This window comes from Acidovorax sp. CF316 (assembly GCF_000276605.1).
Lineage (GTDB): Bacteria > Pseudomonadota > Gammaproteobacteria > Burkholderiales > Burkholderiaceae_C > Acidovorax.
Genome location: NZ_AKJX01000039.1, coordinates 1 through 13,959, shown reverse-complemented (window position 1 = coordinate 13,959; position 13,959 = coordinate 1). Strand labels below are relative to the sequence as shown.

Below are 13,959 nucleotides of genomic sequence, written 5' to 3'. Positions count from 1 at the left end.
GGCTGTTCGGCAGCAGCCGCTCCACCAGCGGGTGCAGTACTTTCTTGTGCGCGGCGATGGCAAAGAAGTACTCCTCCACGCCCGCGCAGGCACCCACACGCTTGACCCCGTAGTGGGCCGTCAGCTCGTCGTGCACCAGGCCGGCCATCGGGAACACGCCCATGCCCGCCGCGCCGAAGGTCTTGAGCAGGGCGCTGTCCTCGAACTCACCGGCGAGGTTCGGCCGGATCGCCATGCGTTCGAACCACTGGTCGAGCCGGGTGCGCACGGCGGCATGGGTGGTGGGCAACAGCACGGGCACCTTGGCCAGGGACTGCGGAAAGCCGCGCCGGGCCGCTGCGTACAGCGCAGGCGGCGCATACCAGGCCAGGGCCGAGGAGGTGAGCGGGTGGCTGTAGACCTTGAGGCTGGGGTTGGGTGGTGCGGGGCGGTCGGCCAGCACCACGTCGAGCCGGTGCAGCGCCAGGTCGCCGAGCAGGTCCTCGAACTCGTCCACCAGGCACAGCAGCTTGAGGTGTGGTGCCTGCATCACCGGCTGCATCAGGCTGCGCACCGCCAGCTTGGGCAACTGGTCGGAGATGCCCACCACCAGGCGCACCGTGGGGGCGCCGGCCGCATCGCGCACGGCGGCCGGCAACTGCTCGCCCAGCTGGAAGATCTGCTCGGCCTGGCGCATGGCGGCCAGCCCCGCGTCGGTGAGCGCCACTCCGCGCCCCGAGGGCTTGAGCAGGGCATAGCCGAGCGCGCGCTCGAGCTCGCGCACCTGCGTGCTCACGGTCTGCACCGCCATGCCCAGGCGCTCGGCAGCGCGCGCGACACCGCCCTCCTTGGCGACGACCCAGAAGTAGTAGAGGTGCCGGTAGCTGAAGTCGGGGCCCATGCACTGTCCGGTTTTTCAGAACTGTCGCTTCCCAATTCGCTGCTTTCACAAAGCTGCCACCTGGCTATCGTGGTGCCAGGCACGCAGACCACAGGGTGGCCGTGGGGCGGGCCACCACACCGACCCGTCGGAAGGAGACAGCCATGTTGAGAGTCCTTGTTCCATCGGATGGTTCCGCCAATTCGCTGCATGGCCTGCGCCATGTGATGGGCGAGTTTGCGAAGAACCGGGATCTGGCGATCCATGTCCTCAACGTGCAGCCGCCGTTCTCCCAGCATGTCTGCGATTTCAGCAGCAAGAGCGACCGCACGGAGTTCCACCAGGAGCAGGCCGAACGCGCGCTGGCGCCGGTGCGCCAGGCGCTGGACGGCGCCGGCATCCCTTACACCGTGCACATGGAGGTCGGCGACAAGGCCGACTGCATCGTGGCGGCCGCGCGCCGGCTCGGCTGCGATTGCATCGTCATGAGCACGGCGCGCAAGAGCTCGCTGGTGCGCATGGTCGAGAACTCGGTCACCAACCAGGTGATCGAGCGCACGAGCGTGCCTGTGGAGGTGATCGCCGGCGAGCCCGCATCGAAGCTGGAGCGCTTCGGCATCCCCGCGGGCGTGGGCGCGGGCATCCTGGTGCTGTGGATGGCCGCCAGCTGAGCGGGCACAGGGCCTGGTGATGACCAGCAGCATCGACACCCTGGCCACCGGCCCGATGTGGGCCGGCTTCATCGCCTTCGTGCTGGCCATGCTGGCGCTGGACCTGTTCGTGCTGGGCGGCAACAAGGCGCACCGCGTTGCGCCGCGCGAGGCCGCGGGCTGGGCGCTGGCCTGGGTGGCCCTGGCCTGCGGCTTCGGCGCGCTGCTGTGGTGGTACCTGGACGGCGTGGCCGGGCGCGAGGTCGCCAACCGCAAAGCGCTGGAGTTCTTCACCGGCTACCTCATCGAGCAGGCCCTGTCGGTGGATAACATGTTCGTGTTCGTGATGGTCTTCGGCTACTTCGCCGTGCCGCCGCCGCTGCAGCGCCGCGTGCTGCTGTACGGCGTGTTGGGCGCGATCGCCATGCGCGCCGTGATGGTGCTGGGGGGCGTGTGGCTGGTGTCGGAGTTCGCCTGGGTGCTCTACGTCTTCGGCCTGTTCCTCGTGGTCACCGGGATCAAGATGCTGGTGCTGGCCGAGCGCAAGCCCGACCTGGAGCACAACCCCCTGCTGCGCTGGCTGCGCGGCCACCTGCGCATCACGCCGGGCTTCCACGGCCAGGCCTTCTTCGTGCGCATCGGCGGGGTGCGCCATGCCACGCCGATGCTCCTGGTACTGCTGATGATCGAGGCCAGCGACCTGGTCTTCGCGGTGGACAGCATCCCGGCCATCTTTGCCGTGACCACCGACCCCTTCATCGTCTTCACCTCCAACATCTTCGCCGTGATGGGCCTCAGGGCCCTGTACTTCCTGCTGGCCGACATGGCCGAGCGCTTTCGCCTGCTCAAGTACGGCCTGGCGCTGGTGCTGGTCTGCATCGGCACCAAGATGCTGGTCGCGCCCTGGTACCACCTGCCCACGCATTGGTCGCTGGCGATCGTGGGCGCCATCATCCTGGTGTCCGTGGTCCTCAGCCTGAAGCTCCCCGGCACCAAGCCGTCCACGCGCGCGGGGTGAGCGCCGGGATCGGGATGCACTTGTCCGATCCGAGCCTGGAACTGGCCAGCGCGATCATTCTCACGGCCGGCCCTGCGGGCGATAGTGGCAGCCCTCCCATCCACTGTCCCCCCGCGAGAACCTACCGTGCCCCTCATCAGAAACTGGCTTCCCCTTCTTCTTGTTGTTGTGTCGACCGCCCTGTGCTGCACCGCGCAGGCGCAGCAGACCTACCCTACGCGGCCCATCACCCTGCTGGTGCCGTTTCCAGCCGGCGGCCAGGCTGACGCACTGGCCCGGGCCACGGCACCGGCGCTGCAAAAGGAGCTGGGCCAGCCAGTCATCGTGGAGAACACGGCGGGCGTGGGCGGTGCGCTGGGCGCGCAGCGCGTGCTCAACGCGCCGCCCGACGGCTACACGCTGATGTTCGGCACGCCCATTGAGCTGATCCAGACGCCCATGGCCGTGGCCGGTGCCAGGTATCAGCCCGACGCCTTTCGCATGGTGGCGCCCGTGCTGTCCACCTACCTGATGATGGTGGTGCGCTCCGAGCTGCCGGTGAACAACGTGGCCGAGTTCGTGGCGCTGGCCAGGTCGCGCGCCGCCAACGAACTCAATTACGGCAGCGTGGGCCGCGGCTCGGCCTACCACCTGGTGGCCGAGCGCTTTGCCCAGGACACGGGCGTGAAGATGGTGCACGTGCCCTACCGGGGCGCGCAGCAGATGATCACCGACCTGGCGGGCGGCCAGATCGACATGGGTTTCCTCGCGATGGGTGGGCCGGTGCCCGGGCTGCTGCAGACGGGCAAGTTCAAGGCCATCGGCTACACCGGCACCACGCGCCACCCGGCCTTCCCGAACGTGGCGACCCTCAACGAGAGCAAACTCGTCAAGGACTTCAACTTCGACCTGTGGGGCGCCGTCATGGCCCACCGCAACGTGCCCGAGGCCGTGGTCGCCAAGGTGCATGCGGCCGTGAACACGGCGCTGCGCCAGCCGCAGTTCCGCAAGAACCTGGAGGCCACGGGCGTCATCCCTGCCGAGCCCACGAGCCTGGCCAGGGCGGCCACCTTCTACGCGTCGGAAACCGTGCGCTACCAGCGGGTGGGCAAGTCGATCGACCTGCAGCCCGAGTAGGGCCCCCGGGGGGCCGGGCGTCGCTAAGGGACTTTCCGGGTAGCCGCAGAGGCGCCCACAGGGCACCATCGCGGCATGTACTCCGACATTGCAGAGGGCACGCGGCGCGCGGACCCGGCCCAGGCTGCCATGGCGGCGGTCCAACTCCCCTGGAGCCAGGCGTCCTCGGCCGCGGCGGGCGAGAAGCGCTTCGCCCCCTCCAAGCTCTCGGTGCTGGTCGAGGTGGCCCAGGAGCTGGGCTGGCCCGTGGATGCCGTGCTGGCCGGCACGGGGCTCGACGCGGCGGCGATCCGTGACCCCTTCACGCTCACCTCGCCGTCGCAGTTCCTGCATGCCGCGCGCAATGCCGTGCGGCTGCCCCGCGGCTACGAGGCCGGGGCGCGCGTGGGCGCCCGGCTGCACGCCTCGTGCTACGGCATGTACGGCTATGCGCTGCTGTGCTCCGAGTCCATGCGGCAGATGTTCGACACCGGCGTCCGCTTCCACCAGCTGGCCAACGGCATGCTGCAGATCAAGTGGGTCGAGCAGCAGGGCCTGGCCACCTGGCTGCTGCCCTCGCACGACACCCTGCTCGTGCGCGACGTGGACGAAGCGCTGTACCGCCTGCTCATCGACCTGCAGTTCGCCGTGCATGTCACCCTGTTCAAGGACACCATGGGCCCCTGGTGCCTGCCCCAGGGCGCCAGCTTCACCTGCCCTGAGCCGCCCCACGCGGCGCTGCTGGCGCAGCTGCTCGCATGCCCGCTGGCCTTCGGCCAGGCGCAGAACACGCTGAGCTACCCGGCCGCCTGGCTGGACCGCGCGCCGCAGCTGGCCAACCCCATCACGGCGGCCCATGTCTCCAGCCAGTGCCTGCGGCTGCTGGAGGATTTCCGCTGGCATGCGGGCATTACCCGGCGCGTGTACCAGGAGCTCACGCGCACGCCGGGCCAGTTCCCCGACATCGAGGTCGTCGCCGAGGCGCTGAGCATGACCTCGCGCACCCTGCGGCGCAAGCTGGAGGCGGAGGGCACCTCGTTCACCGACCTGCTGGCCAGCGTGCGCAAGGCCCTGGCGATCGACTACCTGAGCACCACGCGCCTGGGCGCCGACGACATCGCCGCGGCCATCGGCTTCAGCGACGCGGTGAGCTTTCGCCACGCCTTCAAGCGCTGGACCGGCAAGTCCCCCAGCGAGTACCGCCGGGAGGCGGGCTTCCTGCAGGGCTGACCGACCGGTCCGGCAGGGGTGTCCGCAGCGGACACCCATTGGCCGATGGCGTCATTCCGGCGCGCGCCGGGCCCTTCGATACTGGGGTGCGCATCTTGCGATGCACACATAACCAAGAAGGAGACAACGAGATGATGACGATGAAACGCAATGCACTGTGGTGCGCGATGGCGGCCGCATCGGCCGGGCTGATGTCGGGCTGTGGCGGTGGTGACGACGGGCCGCAGCGCGGCGCGCTGCTGGAGGCACCCGCCAGCGTGGCCACGCTCTCGGCCGCGCAGATCGACGCGGCCATGGCGGCCGGCGGCCTGCAGGCGCTGACCGGCAAGGCGCGCTGCGACGTGAAGATCGTCGCGCTGAACTACCGCACGGTGGACCCGAAGAACGCCGACGCCAACGTGTCGGGCGCCATGCTGGTGCCCACGGGCGCCGCCTGCAGCGGGCCGGCGCCGCTGGTGGCCTACGCGCGCGGCACCGACGTGGCCCAGGGGCGCACCATGGCCAGCGCCACCGATGCCGAGACCGGCATGGCCATGGGCTTCCTGGCCGCGCAGGGCTATGCGGTGGTGCTGACGGACTACCTGGGCTACGCCAAATCGACCTTCCCCTACCACCCCTACCTGCATGCCGATTCGGAGGCCGCGTCGGTGATCGACTCGATCCGCGCGGCGCGCAATGCGGCGGCGGGCGTGGGCGCCAACCTGTCGGGCAAGGTCATGCTGGCCGGCTACTCGCAGGGCGGTCATGCGGCATCGGCCGCGCAGCGCAACGGCGAGCGCGACAACGCGGCCGAGCTCAACATCGTCGGCGCCGCGCTCATGGGCGCACCGTTCAACGTGTCGGACTCGGCCCGCCAGCCCATCGCCGGGGTGCAGGTCTTCGTGCCCCTGGCCATCACGGCCTGGCAAAAGACCTACGGCAACATCTACACGGATGTGAACACGGTCTTTCGCAAGCCGTATGCGGACACCATCGAGAACCTCATCCCCTCGCGCACGCTGAACGTCGCCACGATGGTCGCCAGCGGTGCGCTGCCCGGTGCCAACGGCGAATCGCCCGAGCAGGCGCGCGCTGCCATCCTGCAGCCGGCCTTCCTGGCCGACTATGTATCCAACAACCAGAACCCGGTCTACCTGGCGGCCAAACGCAACGACCTGATGGACTGGACACCGCGCGCCCGCACCCTGCTGTGCCAGGGCTCGGGCGACCCGACCATCCCCTACGCGCTCAACCAGAAGGCCTTCAAGGCCCTGCTCGACACACGCGGCGCCACCCACGTGACGGCGGTGGACGTGGACGCCCAGGTGCAGGCCACCTTCGGCACCAACGGCGCGGCGCCCACCGACCCGGCCAACCCGGCCTTCGCCAAGTACTACGGCGGCTACCACGGCAGCTACGCGCCGCCGTTCTGCTTCGCGCAGGCGCGTGCGCTGTTCGATACGGTGAAGTAAACAGACCGCCCCCCAAGGCCATCCCGCCCCGGGTCCGGTGACCTGGTGGTGTCAGGTCGTGCGGAACTGCCTGCGGTAGGCCAGCGGCGAGACCTTGAGCGCCGCCGCGAAATGCTGGCGCATCGAGGCCGGGGTGCCGAAGCCGGCCTTGTCGGCCACCGCGTCGATGGATTCCTCGGTGGTCTCCAGCAGGCGCTGGGCCAGGGCCAGGCGCTGGTGCAGCAGCCACTGGCCCACGGTGGTGCCCATGGCCTCGCGGAAGTTGCGCGTGAAGCTGCGGCGGCTCATCAGCGCCTTGCCGGCCAGGGCATCGAGGTCGTGCGGCTGCTGCAGGTTGTGCAGCATCCAGGCGACCACAGGGCCCAGGCGGTCGCGCTCGGGCGCGGCGCGCACGGGGGTCTCGATGTACTGCGCCTGGCCGCCCTGGCGGTGCGGGGCCACCACCATGCGGCGCGCCGCGCGGTTGGCCGCATCGGCCCCGTGGCGCACGCGCAGCAGGTGCAGGCAGCAGTCGATGCCGGCGGCCGTGCCGGCCGAGGTGAGCACGTCGCCATGGTCCACGTACAGCACCTCGGGCTGTAGCACCACGTGGGGATAGCGCTCGGAAAAGCGCTCGGCCAGGTACCAGTGGGTGGTGGCCGTGCGGCCTTCGAGCAGGCCCGCCTCGGCCAGCACGAAGGCCCCCAGGCACAGGCCGACGATGGTGGCGCCGCGGTGGTGCGCGCGGCGCAGCGCGTCCAGCAGTTCCGGTGGTGCCGCGCGCGTGTCGTCGAACCACGAGGGCACGACGATGATCTGCGCCTTGCGCAGTATCTCGAGGCCGTGCGCGACATGGATCGCAAAGCCCGCATTGGTGCGCAGCCCGCCGGGCACTACGGCGCAGACCGAGAGCGCGAAGCGGTGGCTGCGGTCCTCGTCGCGGTCCTCGCCGAAGACCAGGCACGGCACCGACAGGTGGAAGGGGCTGATGCCGTCGAAGGCGACCACGGCGACGGTCTCGGGCCGGGCGGGGGGCGGTAGGGTCAGCATGGCCCGATTCTATCGATGATTGGCATTCGGGCCGCTATCGGCCAAGAGCGGTGATGCCTAAGATTCACTCCATCGCAACCCCAATGGAAACACCGACCATGTCCACCGCACCCCGCCGCGCCCTGATCGTCATCGATGTCCAGAACGAATACTTCGACGGTGGCCTGCTGCCCATCGAATACCCGCCCGTGCAGCAAAGCCTGCCCCGGATCCTGCAGGCCATGGATGGCGCGCACGTCGCTGGCGTGAAGGTGGTGGTGGTGCAGCACCATGCGCCCAAGGGCGCGCCGGTGTTCCAGGCCGATGCCCACAACGGCCAGCTGCACCCCGAGGTGGCACGCCGCCACCGCGACCACCTGATCACCAAGGCCACGCCCAGCGCGTTCACGGGCACCGACCTGGCGCAGTGGATCGCCGACAACGGCATCGATACGCTCAGCGTCATCGGCTACATGACGCACAACTGCGATGCCTCCACCGTCTTCGAGGCCATGCACCGCGGGCTGGCGGTGGAGTTCCTGGCCGATGCCACGGGCGCACTGCCCTACGAGAACGCGGCGGGCTACGCCAGCGCCGAGGAAATTCACCGCGTGTTCAGCGTGGTGTTTCAGAGCAACTTCGCCGCGGTGGCCAGCACCGAGGGCTGGCTGGCAGCGGTGCGCGATGGCCAGCCCCTGGCCAAGGACAACGTGGTGGTGTCCAACCAGCGCGGCCGCGCACGCGCAGCCCGCGCCTGAGTTCGCCTGGCCACCACCGCCACCATCAACCAGCCAGGTCGCGCAGCGCCCCGGCCAGGGTCGGGTGCTCGAAGCGGTAGCCGGCCTGCTGCGCGGCCCGGGGCTCCAGGTTCTGCCCGTCGAGCAGCAGGGTGGCCATCTCGCCCAGCAACCAGCGCAGCGGCGCCCCCGGCATGCGCAGCCAGACCCGGCGGCCGAAGGACTGCGCCAGCGCCCGGCTGAAGCCCGCCTGCGACGGGGTGTCCGGCGCCACGGCGTTGACCGCGCCCTCCAGCGCCGGGTGTGCCAGGCCGAAGCGGATCAGCCCCAGCGCATCGGCCAAGTGGATCCAGGGCGCCGGCTGCCGGCCCGAGCCGAGCACCGCGCCCAGCCCCAAGCGGGCGCTCCATGCGAGCATGGGGTAGGCGCCATCGCCCTGGCCCAGCACCACGCCCAGGCGCAGCCGCACCACACGCACGCCCAGGGCCTCGGCGCGCCGGGCCTCGTGTTCTATGGCCACACACAGGTCGGACTGGAACTCGCCTGGCCGGGGCGGGCCGTCCTCGGCCAGGGCCGCGCCATCGAAGTTGTTGGCCGCACCGTAGTAGCCCACGGCCGATGCGCTGACCAGTACCTGCGGCACCTGCTGCAGCCGGCGCATCAGCTGCACCAGGGCCATGGCCACCTGCGTGCGGCTTTGGACCAGCTCCCGCCGGCGCGCGGCCGTCCAGGGCCGGCCCAGCACCCGGGCGCCTGCCAGGTGCACCACAGCGCCGATGTGGGTTTCGCTCGGGATCTGGTCCAGCTGCTCCACCACCCACACGCCGGGGCCGAACATGCCCTGCGCCTGGCGCGCATCGCGCGACAGGGCGATGACGCGCCGGCCCTCGGCTTGCAACTGCCGCACCAGGGCGCTGCCCACGAAGCCGGTGGCGCCGGTGACCAGCACGGCCGGCCCAGGTGGCGGCGTGTGCGCCCCAGGGGCGGGCGTCGATGCCTGCTGCGCGGCCGCGCGCCCGAGTCGGCGCACGGCGCGCACATTGCGCACGCTCCACGCCAGCACGCCCACGCCGTACAGCGTGAACAGCCAGGAGACCCAGCCGTGGGGATGGAAGTGCAGTGCGGTGTTCATCGAAGCCCAATCTTGCAGCACCGGCACCATCAGCGCCACAAAGCCCCCATAGCTGATGGTGAGCACGGTGTGCAGCAGGCGCTCGAAGGGCGGCAGCCGGCGCGTGCGGTCCTCTTCCAGAAAGTCGGCCAGGGTGATCAGCACCTCGGCCGCCAGAATCAGCGCCAGCACGCCGGCCATGGCGCCGCGCCATTCGAACCAGGCCAGGCCCAGAAAGACCAGCCCGTACAGGGCCTCGCGCGCGGCATGCAGCGCGAGTTCGCGGCGCGCCGATACGCGCTGCGGCAGGCGCGCCTCCCACTCGTGGTGCCAGAGGTTGTCGAAGGCACCGAGCACGGACTGGAAGGACAGGAGCAGAAAGACGGTATTCATGGTGGACTCATTCACTTATTCATTCATTCATTCAACTTGCAGGGGGTCGGTGAAGACACCCAACTGGTAAAAGGTCTCGCCCCACAGCGGGTGCGCCATGGACAGCGTGAAGCGGAAGTCGCCGCCACCCAGGTCGGTATGGGTCACGCGGCACTGGCCGGGCGACAGCCATTGCGGTACCGGGATGCGCAGCCGGCCCAGCGCCAGGAAGAAGCGGCGGCTCTGGAAGACGAGGCTGCCGTCCTCCTCGAACACGTCGAGGGCCATGGCCAGGCCGCCATCGGTGCGCTCGGTCAGTTGGCCGCCCGTGCCGGGCTCCTTGGTCGAGCGCACGGTGGCCGCGCCAGCTGCTTCTCCGAACACCCGTTCCCACACCACGCCGCCCTGGCTGTTCGCCCGCACCCGCACGATGGCCGCCAGGCCGCGGGCCTGCAGGCCGGTGAGCGGGCTGCCGAAGGCGCGCGACAGGCTGGCGTACACCCGGCCGATGCCGGAGCAGCGCAGGTCCATGCGGCCGGTGTAGTCCACGTCGGGGTGGCCGGCACCGAAGCGCCGCCGCACGGCGGCCGGCAGGCGGGCCCAGCCTGCGGCACCCACGTAGTCGGCCAGGTCGAGGTGCCGCACGGCGTTGGCTGCGGGGGCGAAGGAGGGCAGGGTGGTGGAGGGCATGGCGGGTTTCCTGTGGGGGCTGTCTGCTCCCTCTTCTGCGAAAACCGGGCCAGCCCGCCGCGCTACCGCAAGTCGTTGATTCATTTGGCTTTTTGCCGGCGACCTGCATACTTCGTTTACAGTACGCGCAGGCCCTGTTGTCAACGCTGGCGACAGGTCCTCCCCCCTCGGCCTCCATCCCCGCCCATGCTCATCCGCGCCGTCCTTGGCTTCTCGATCATCGAAACCCTGGCCCTGGCCGGCATGCTGCTGTGGTGGGCCGACCGGGTGGCCGGCGCCCGGCTGCTGGCCGCCTTCCTGACCGGCATCGCCATCTGGATCACGGGCAACGAGCTGCCCAACTGGATCGGGCCGGCACACCAGCCGCTGACCTTCGCGCTGCTGGCCTTTGCGCCCCTCACCTCGGCCTTCTTCTTCCACTTCTGCGTGGTGTTCTGCCGTGTGCCGCTGCCGCGCTGGGGCGTGGCGGCAGCCTATGTGCTGGGTGGCTCGGCAACGCTGGTGGCGCAGGTGCTGCTGCCGGCCGAGCTGGTCTACAAGCCCCACGTGGGCTACATCGCCATAGCCAACACGGTGGGCTGGACAGCCAGCCTGGCCTGGATCCTCCTGGGCACCGGCGGGGTCGCGGTGCTGCTCACGGCGCTCGCGCGCGCCCGGCGGCCGGCCTTCAACCAGATCGCGGCGGTGACCGCGTCCTGCCTGTGGGGCCTCTTGTGCCTGGCCGGCTACGGCATCGTGATCCTGGACCTGCCGGTCTACCCTTACCCGCTGCTGGGGCTGCCGTTCTATCCCGTGATCCTGGTCTACGGCATCCTGCGCTACGGCGTCTTCGTGTCCAACGCCTGGGCGCGCCGTGCGCTCGCCTGGGCCCTGCTGCTGGCCGCGGGCGCGGCCATGGTGGCGCTGATTCCGCTGCTGCCCATCGAATCGCGCTGGGCCGGCGGCCTGGTGGTGGCGGCCAGCTGCATTGCGCTGAACGGCCCCGTGCGCCAGTTCGCCGAGCGCCTGGTCTACCCGGGCGGCGCGGTCTCGGCGGCCGACCTGCAGTCCTGGCGCCAGGCGCTGCAGTCGGCCGACAGCATGCCGGCACTGGAGAGCGAGGCCGGCACCCTGCTCAGCCGCCGCACGGGCACCCAGGTGCGGGTGCTGCTGGGCAATGGCGCTGCCCCGCCGCCCGGCGACATGCCCTGCCTGCTGGGCACGCGCGCGGGCTCCGGCTGGGCCATCACCCTGCACGGCTGGGAGGCTGCGCCCCCCGGGCCGCGGCGCGTGGCCGAGCTGTTCGGCACGGTGGTCGCCGATTCCGCCGAGCGCGTGGCCCAGGGCGAGCAGATCGCGGCGCGCGAGCGCGAGCGCCAGCTGCAGGCGCGCCTGGCCGAGCTGGGCTCGCTGGCCGCCACGGTGGCGCACGACATCCGCAACCCGCTCAACATCATTGCCATGGCGGTGGCCACGGCCTCACCCGAGGTGCGCCGCGAGGTGGCCAGCCAGGTGGGGCGCATCGCCCACCTGAGCAATGACCTGCTCGACTATGCCAAGCCCTGGAAGCTGGTGCCCCAGCGCTACGACCTGGCGGCCCAGGTGCGCGCCGCCGCCGCCAGGCTGCCGCACTGCACGCTGGGCGCTGCCCTGCAGGAGCCGCTCATGATCGACGGCGACCCGCGGCGCGTGGACCAGGCGCTGACCAACCTGCTTGAGAACGCACGCGCAGCATCCGGCACCGAGGCCCCGGTGGCCGTGCACATCGACGCCGAGCAGCGCCCCGATGCCGTGCTGCTGCATGTCTGCGACGACGGGCAGGGCGTGCCCGAGGAGATCCGCCACCGGCTGTTCGAACCCTTCGCATCGCGCAGCCCCGGCGGCACGGGCCTGGGCCTGGCCATCGTGGCGCGCACCCTGTCGGCCCACGGGGGCACGGTGGCGCTCACGCAGCGGCCGCCCTGGACCACCTGTTTCACCCTGAGCTTCCCCTTGAACCATGCACACCCCTCCTGACGCTGCAGACCGCGGTCGCATCCTGCTGGTCGACGACGAGCCGGCCTTCCAGCGCCTGGGCGCCAACTTCTTGCGCGGGCTGGGCCACGAGGTGCTGGTGGCGGGCGACGGCGAGCAGGCCCTGGCCGCCTTCGCCACCCAGCCAGCGCCCGACCTGGTGCTGCTGGACCTGGCCATGCCGCCATCGATGGACCCCGAAGCCGGGCTGGCGCTGGTGCCCCGCTTCGCGCGGGTGCCGGTGATCGTCTGGTCCGGCCACGGCGACCACGAGCTGGCCCTGCGCGCCGCCGAGCTCGGTGCCTGGGACTTCCTCACCAAGCCCATCGACCCGGACATGCTGCGCTTCGTCATCGGGCGGGCGCTGCGCAAGGCGAAGCTCGATGCCGAGCTGCGCGCCCTGCGCGCGGTGCAGGCCGGCGACGACATGGGCCTCATCGGCCAGGCCCAGGCCACCGTGCAGCTGCGCGCCATGGTACGGCGCGTGGGGCCCACGCGGGTCAGCGTGCTGGTGCTGGGCCCCACCGGCAGCGGCAAGGAGCTGGTGGCGCGCGCCCTGCACGCCTGCAGCCCGCAGTCGGCCAGCGGCTTTGTCGCCATCCACTGCGGTGCGCTGTCGGCCGAGCTGCTGGAGAGCGAGCTCTTCGGCCACCTCAAGGGCAGCTTCACCGGCGCCTACCGTGACCAGCCGGGCCTGGTCGAGGTGGCCCATGGCGGCACCCTGTTCCTCGACGAGGTGGGCGAAATGCCGCCGCCCATGCAGGTCAAGCTGCTGCGCTTTCTGCAGGAGGGCACCTTCGTGCCTGTGGGGGGGCGCAGCCAGAAGAAGGCCGAGGTGCGCGTGGTGGCCGCCACGCACCGCGACCTGGAGGCCATGGTGCGCGACGGCAGTTTTCGCGAAGACCTGTACTACCGCCTCAAGGGCGTGGTGCTGCGCACCCCGGCGCTCAGCGAGCGGCCGGCCGACGTGCCGCTGCTGGCCACGCGCTTTTTGCACCGCGTGGCGCCGCGCGCCGGCTTGTCGGGCGATGCCCTGGCCTGGCTGGCCGCGCGCGAATGGCCGGGCAATGTGCGCGAGCTCAAGGCGCTGATCGAGGCCGCGGGCGCGCTGCTGCTCCAGGACCAGCCCGAGGTCGACGCACCGCTGCTGCGCCTGGCCGCAGGCGAGGCGGACGAGGGCCACCACGGCGCCGCCGAATCCGCAGACCCGCTGGAAGGCTTGGGGCCGCTCGACGCGGCGCTGGCCGAGCTGGAGCGCCGGCTGGTGCGCGACGCCATGCAGTCGGCCGGTGGCAACCAGTCCGAAGCCGCGCGGCGCCTGGGCATTTCGCGCGTGGGGCTGATCAAGAAGCTGGCGCGGTTGGGACTTCGCTAGGGCGCTGCCTTGGCCTTGCCCGGCAACCGGCCCACGCGCTCGCTCAAAAAGTCCACCAGCACGCGCACACGCTGGGGCTGGTAGGGGCGCGCGGCGTAGAGCAGGTGCGCCTGCTGCGCCGGGCCTGTGTACCGGGGCAGCACGCGCACCAGCCGGCCATCGGCCAGCAGCTCGGCCACCATCCAGGTGGGCTGCAGCGAGATGCCGGCACCGGCCAGCACGCTTTCGAGCATGGCCACGGCATGGTTCACGCGGTAGCGGCTGTGCACCGGCACGTTCACGGGGCCGGCCGGGCCCTGCAGCACCACCCCATCGTCGCCGGCCGCGTAGCGCAGGTAATCGTGCACCAGCAGGTCCTGCGGCTGGGGGGG

At 70.9% G+C, this 13,959-nt stretch carries 13 protein-coding genes; 8 read left to right on the top strand and 5 right to left on the bottom strand.

Going from position 1 to position 13,959, the window contains the following annotated elements; genetic code table 11:
* The coding region (locus PMI14_RS05080) for a LysR family transcriptional regulator (protein ID WP_007850627.1) at positions 1-880 on the bottom strand (880 nt) is incomplete at its 3' end.
* A gap of 143 nt (positions 881-1,023) precedes the next feature.
* On the opposite strand from PMI14_RS05080, the gene PMI14_RS05075 reads away from it, so the two are divergent.
* The 5 genes from PMI14_RS05075 to PMI14_RS05055 all read left to right on the top strand — a co-directional run bounded on the left by PMI14_RS05075 (position 1,024) and on the right by PMI14_RS05055 (position 6,303).
* Positions 1,024-1,530 (top strand): universal stress protein, encoded by a 507-nt coding sequence (locus PMI14_RS05075; RefSeq protein ID WP_007850625.1) that lies wholly within the window; start codon positions 1,024-1,026, stop codon positions 1,528-1,530.
* 19 nt (positions 1,531-1,549) lie between these two features.
* Positions 1,550-2,527, top strand: coding sequence for a TerC family protein (locus tag PMI14_RS05070; RefSeq protein WP_007850622.1), 978 nt, complete (start codon positions 1,550-1,552; stop codon positions 2,525-2,527).
* A 168-nt stretch (positions 2,528-2,695) separates the two neighbouring features.
* Positions 2,696-3,643: a tripartite tricarboxylate transporter substrate binding protein gene (locus PMI14_RS05065; protein WP_052024331.1), complete on the top strand. Its 948-nt coding sequence runs from the start codon at positions 2,696-2,698 to the stop codon at positions 3,641-3,643.
* 75 nt (positions 3,644-3,718) lie between these two features.
* Positions 3,719-4,852 carry an AraC family transcriptional regulator gene (locus PMI14_RS05060; protein ID WP_007850618.1) on the top strand — a complete coding sequence of 378 codons (1,134 nt, stop codon included), beginning with the start codon at positions 3,719-3,721 and terminating at the stop codon, positions 4,850-4,852.
* Between the two features lie 131 nt (positions 4,853-4,983).
* Entirely contained in the window at positions 4,984-6,303 is a 1,320-nt protein-coding gene (locus tag PMI14_RS05055) for a lipase family protein (protein WP_007850616.1), read from the top strand.
* A 51-nt stretch (positions 6,304-6,354) separates the two neighbouring features.
* Here PMI14_RS05055 and PMI14_RS05050 read toward each other — a convergent pair whose 3' ends face one another.
* Positions 6,355-7,332 carry a GlxA family transcriptional regulator gene (locus PMI14_RS05050; protein ID WP_007850613.1) on the bottom strand — a complete coding sequence of 326 codons (978 nt, stop codon included), beginning with the start codon at positions 7,330-7,332 and terminating at the stop codon, positions 6,355-6,357.
* A 98-nt stretch (positions 7,333-7,430) separates the two neighbouring features.
* Between PMI14_RS05050 and PMI14_RS05045 the strand changes: the two genes are divergently transcribed.
* Entirely contained in the window at positions 7,431-8,069 is a 639-nt protein-coding gene (locus PMI14_RS05045) for an isochorismatase family protein (protein ID WP_007850609.1), read from the top strand.
* A 25-nt stretch (positions 8,070-8,094) separates the two neighbouring features.
* Here PMI14_RS05045 and PMI14_RS05040 read toward each other — a convergent pair whose 3' ends face one another.
* Together PMI14_RS05040 and PMI14_RS05035 are read right to left on the bottom strand one after the other, a co-directional pair.
* Positions 8,095-9,552, bottom strand: coding sequence for a TIGR01777 family oxidoreductase (locus PMI14_RS05040; protein WP_007850592.1), 1,458 nt, complete (start codon positions 9,550-9,552; stop codon positions 8,095-8,097).
* Positions 9,553-9,579: 27 nt separating this feature from the next.
* On the bottom strand, positions 9,580-10,221 hold the full coding sequence (locus tag PMI14_RS05035; RefSeq protein ID WP_007850589.1) for a DUF4166 domain-containing protein: 642 nt from the start codon (positions 10,219-10,221) through the stop codon (positions 9,580-9,582).
* A 186-nt stretch (positions 10,222-10,407) separates the two neighbouring features.
* Here PMI14_RS05035 and PMI14_RS05030 point away from each other — a divergent pair, with 186 nt between their 5' ends.
* Together PMI14_RS05030 and PMI14_RS05025 are read left to right on the top strand one after the other, a co-directional pair.
* On the top strand, positions 10,408-12,216 hold the full coding sequence (locus PMI14_RS05030) for a HAMP domain-containing sensor histidine kinase (protein ID WP_007850588.1): 1,809 nt from the start codon (positions 10,408-10,410) through the stop codon (positions 12,214-12,216).
* Complete coding sequence (locus PMI14_RS05025; protein WP_007850587.1) at positions 12,200-13,588, top strand: sigma-54 dependent transcriptional regulator; 1,389 nt, start codon at positions 12,200-12,202, stop codon at positions 13,586-13,588. Before PMI14_RS05030 ends, PMI14_RS05025 begins: the two co-directional genes overlap by 17 nt.
* On the opposite strand, the gene PMI14_RS05020 is transcribed toward PMI14_RS05025, so the two are convergent.
* A partial coding sequence (locus PMI14_RS05020) for a LysR substrate-binding domain-containing protein (RefSeq protein ID WP_007850586.1) occupies positions 13,585-13,959 on the bottom strand: 375 nt, incomplete at its 5' end. The genes PMI14_RS05025 and PMI14_RS05020 overlap by 4 nt on opposite strands.

Excerpts from the sequence above, each read along its gene's own strand:
- PMI14_RS05035 (WP_007850589.1), bottom strand. The coding sequence starts at position 10,221 with ATGCCCTCCACCACCCTGCCCTCCTTCGCCCCCGCAGCCAACGCCGTG.
- PMI14_RS05055 (WP_007850616.1), top strand. The coding sequence starts at position 4,984 with ATGATGACGATGAAACGCAATGCACTGTGGTGCGCGATGGCGGCCGCA.
- PMI14_RS05045 (WP_007850609.1), top strand. The coding sequence starts at position 7,431 with ATGTCCACCGCACCCCGCCGCGCCCTGATCGTCATCGATGTCCAGAAC.
- PMI14_RS05075 (WP_007850625.1), top strand. The coding sequence starts at position 1,024 with ATGTTGAGAGTCCTTGTTCCATCGGATGGTTCCGCCAATTCGCTGCAT.
- PMI14_RS05040 (WP_007850592.1), bottom strand. The coding sequence starts at position 9,552 with ATGAATACCGTCTTTCTGCTCCTGTCCTTCCAGTCCGTGCTCGGTGCC.
- PMI14_RS05060 (WP_007850618.1), top strand. The coding sequence starts at position 3,719 with ATGTACTCCGACATTGCAGAGGGCACGCGGCGCGCGGACCCGGCCCAG.
- PMI14_RS05050 (WP_007850613.1), bottom strand. The coding sequence starts at position 7,332 with ATGCTGACCCTACCGCCCCCCGCCCGGCCCGAGACCGTCGCCGTGGTC.
- PMI14_RS05030 (WP_007850588.1), top strand. The coding sequence starts at position 10,408 with ATGCTCATCCGCGCCGTCCTTGGCTTCTCGATCATCGAAACCCTGGCC.
- PMI14_RS05025 (WP_007850587.1), top strand. The coding sequence starts at position 12,200 with ATGCACACCCCTCCTGACGCTGCAGACCGCGGTCGCATCCTGCTGGTC.
- PMI14_RS05070 (WP_007850622.1), top strand. The coding sequence starts at position 1,550 with ATGACCAGCAGCATCGACACCCTGGCCACCGGCCCGATGTGGGCCGGC.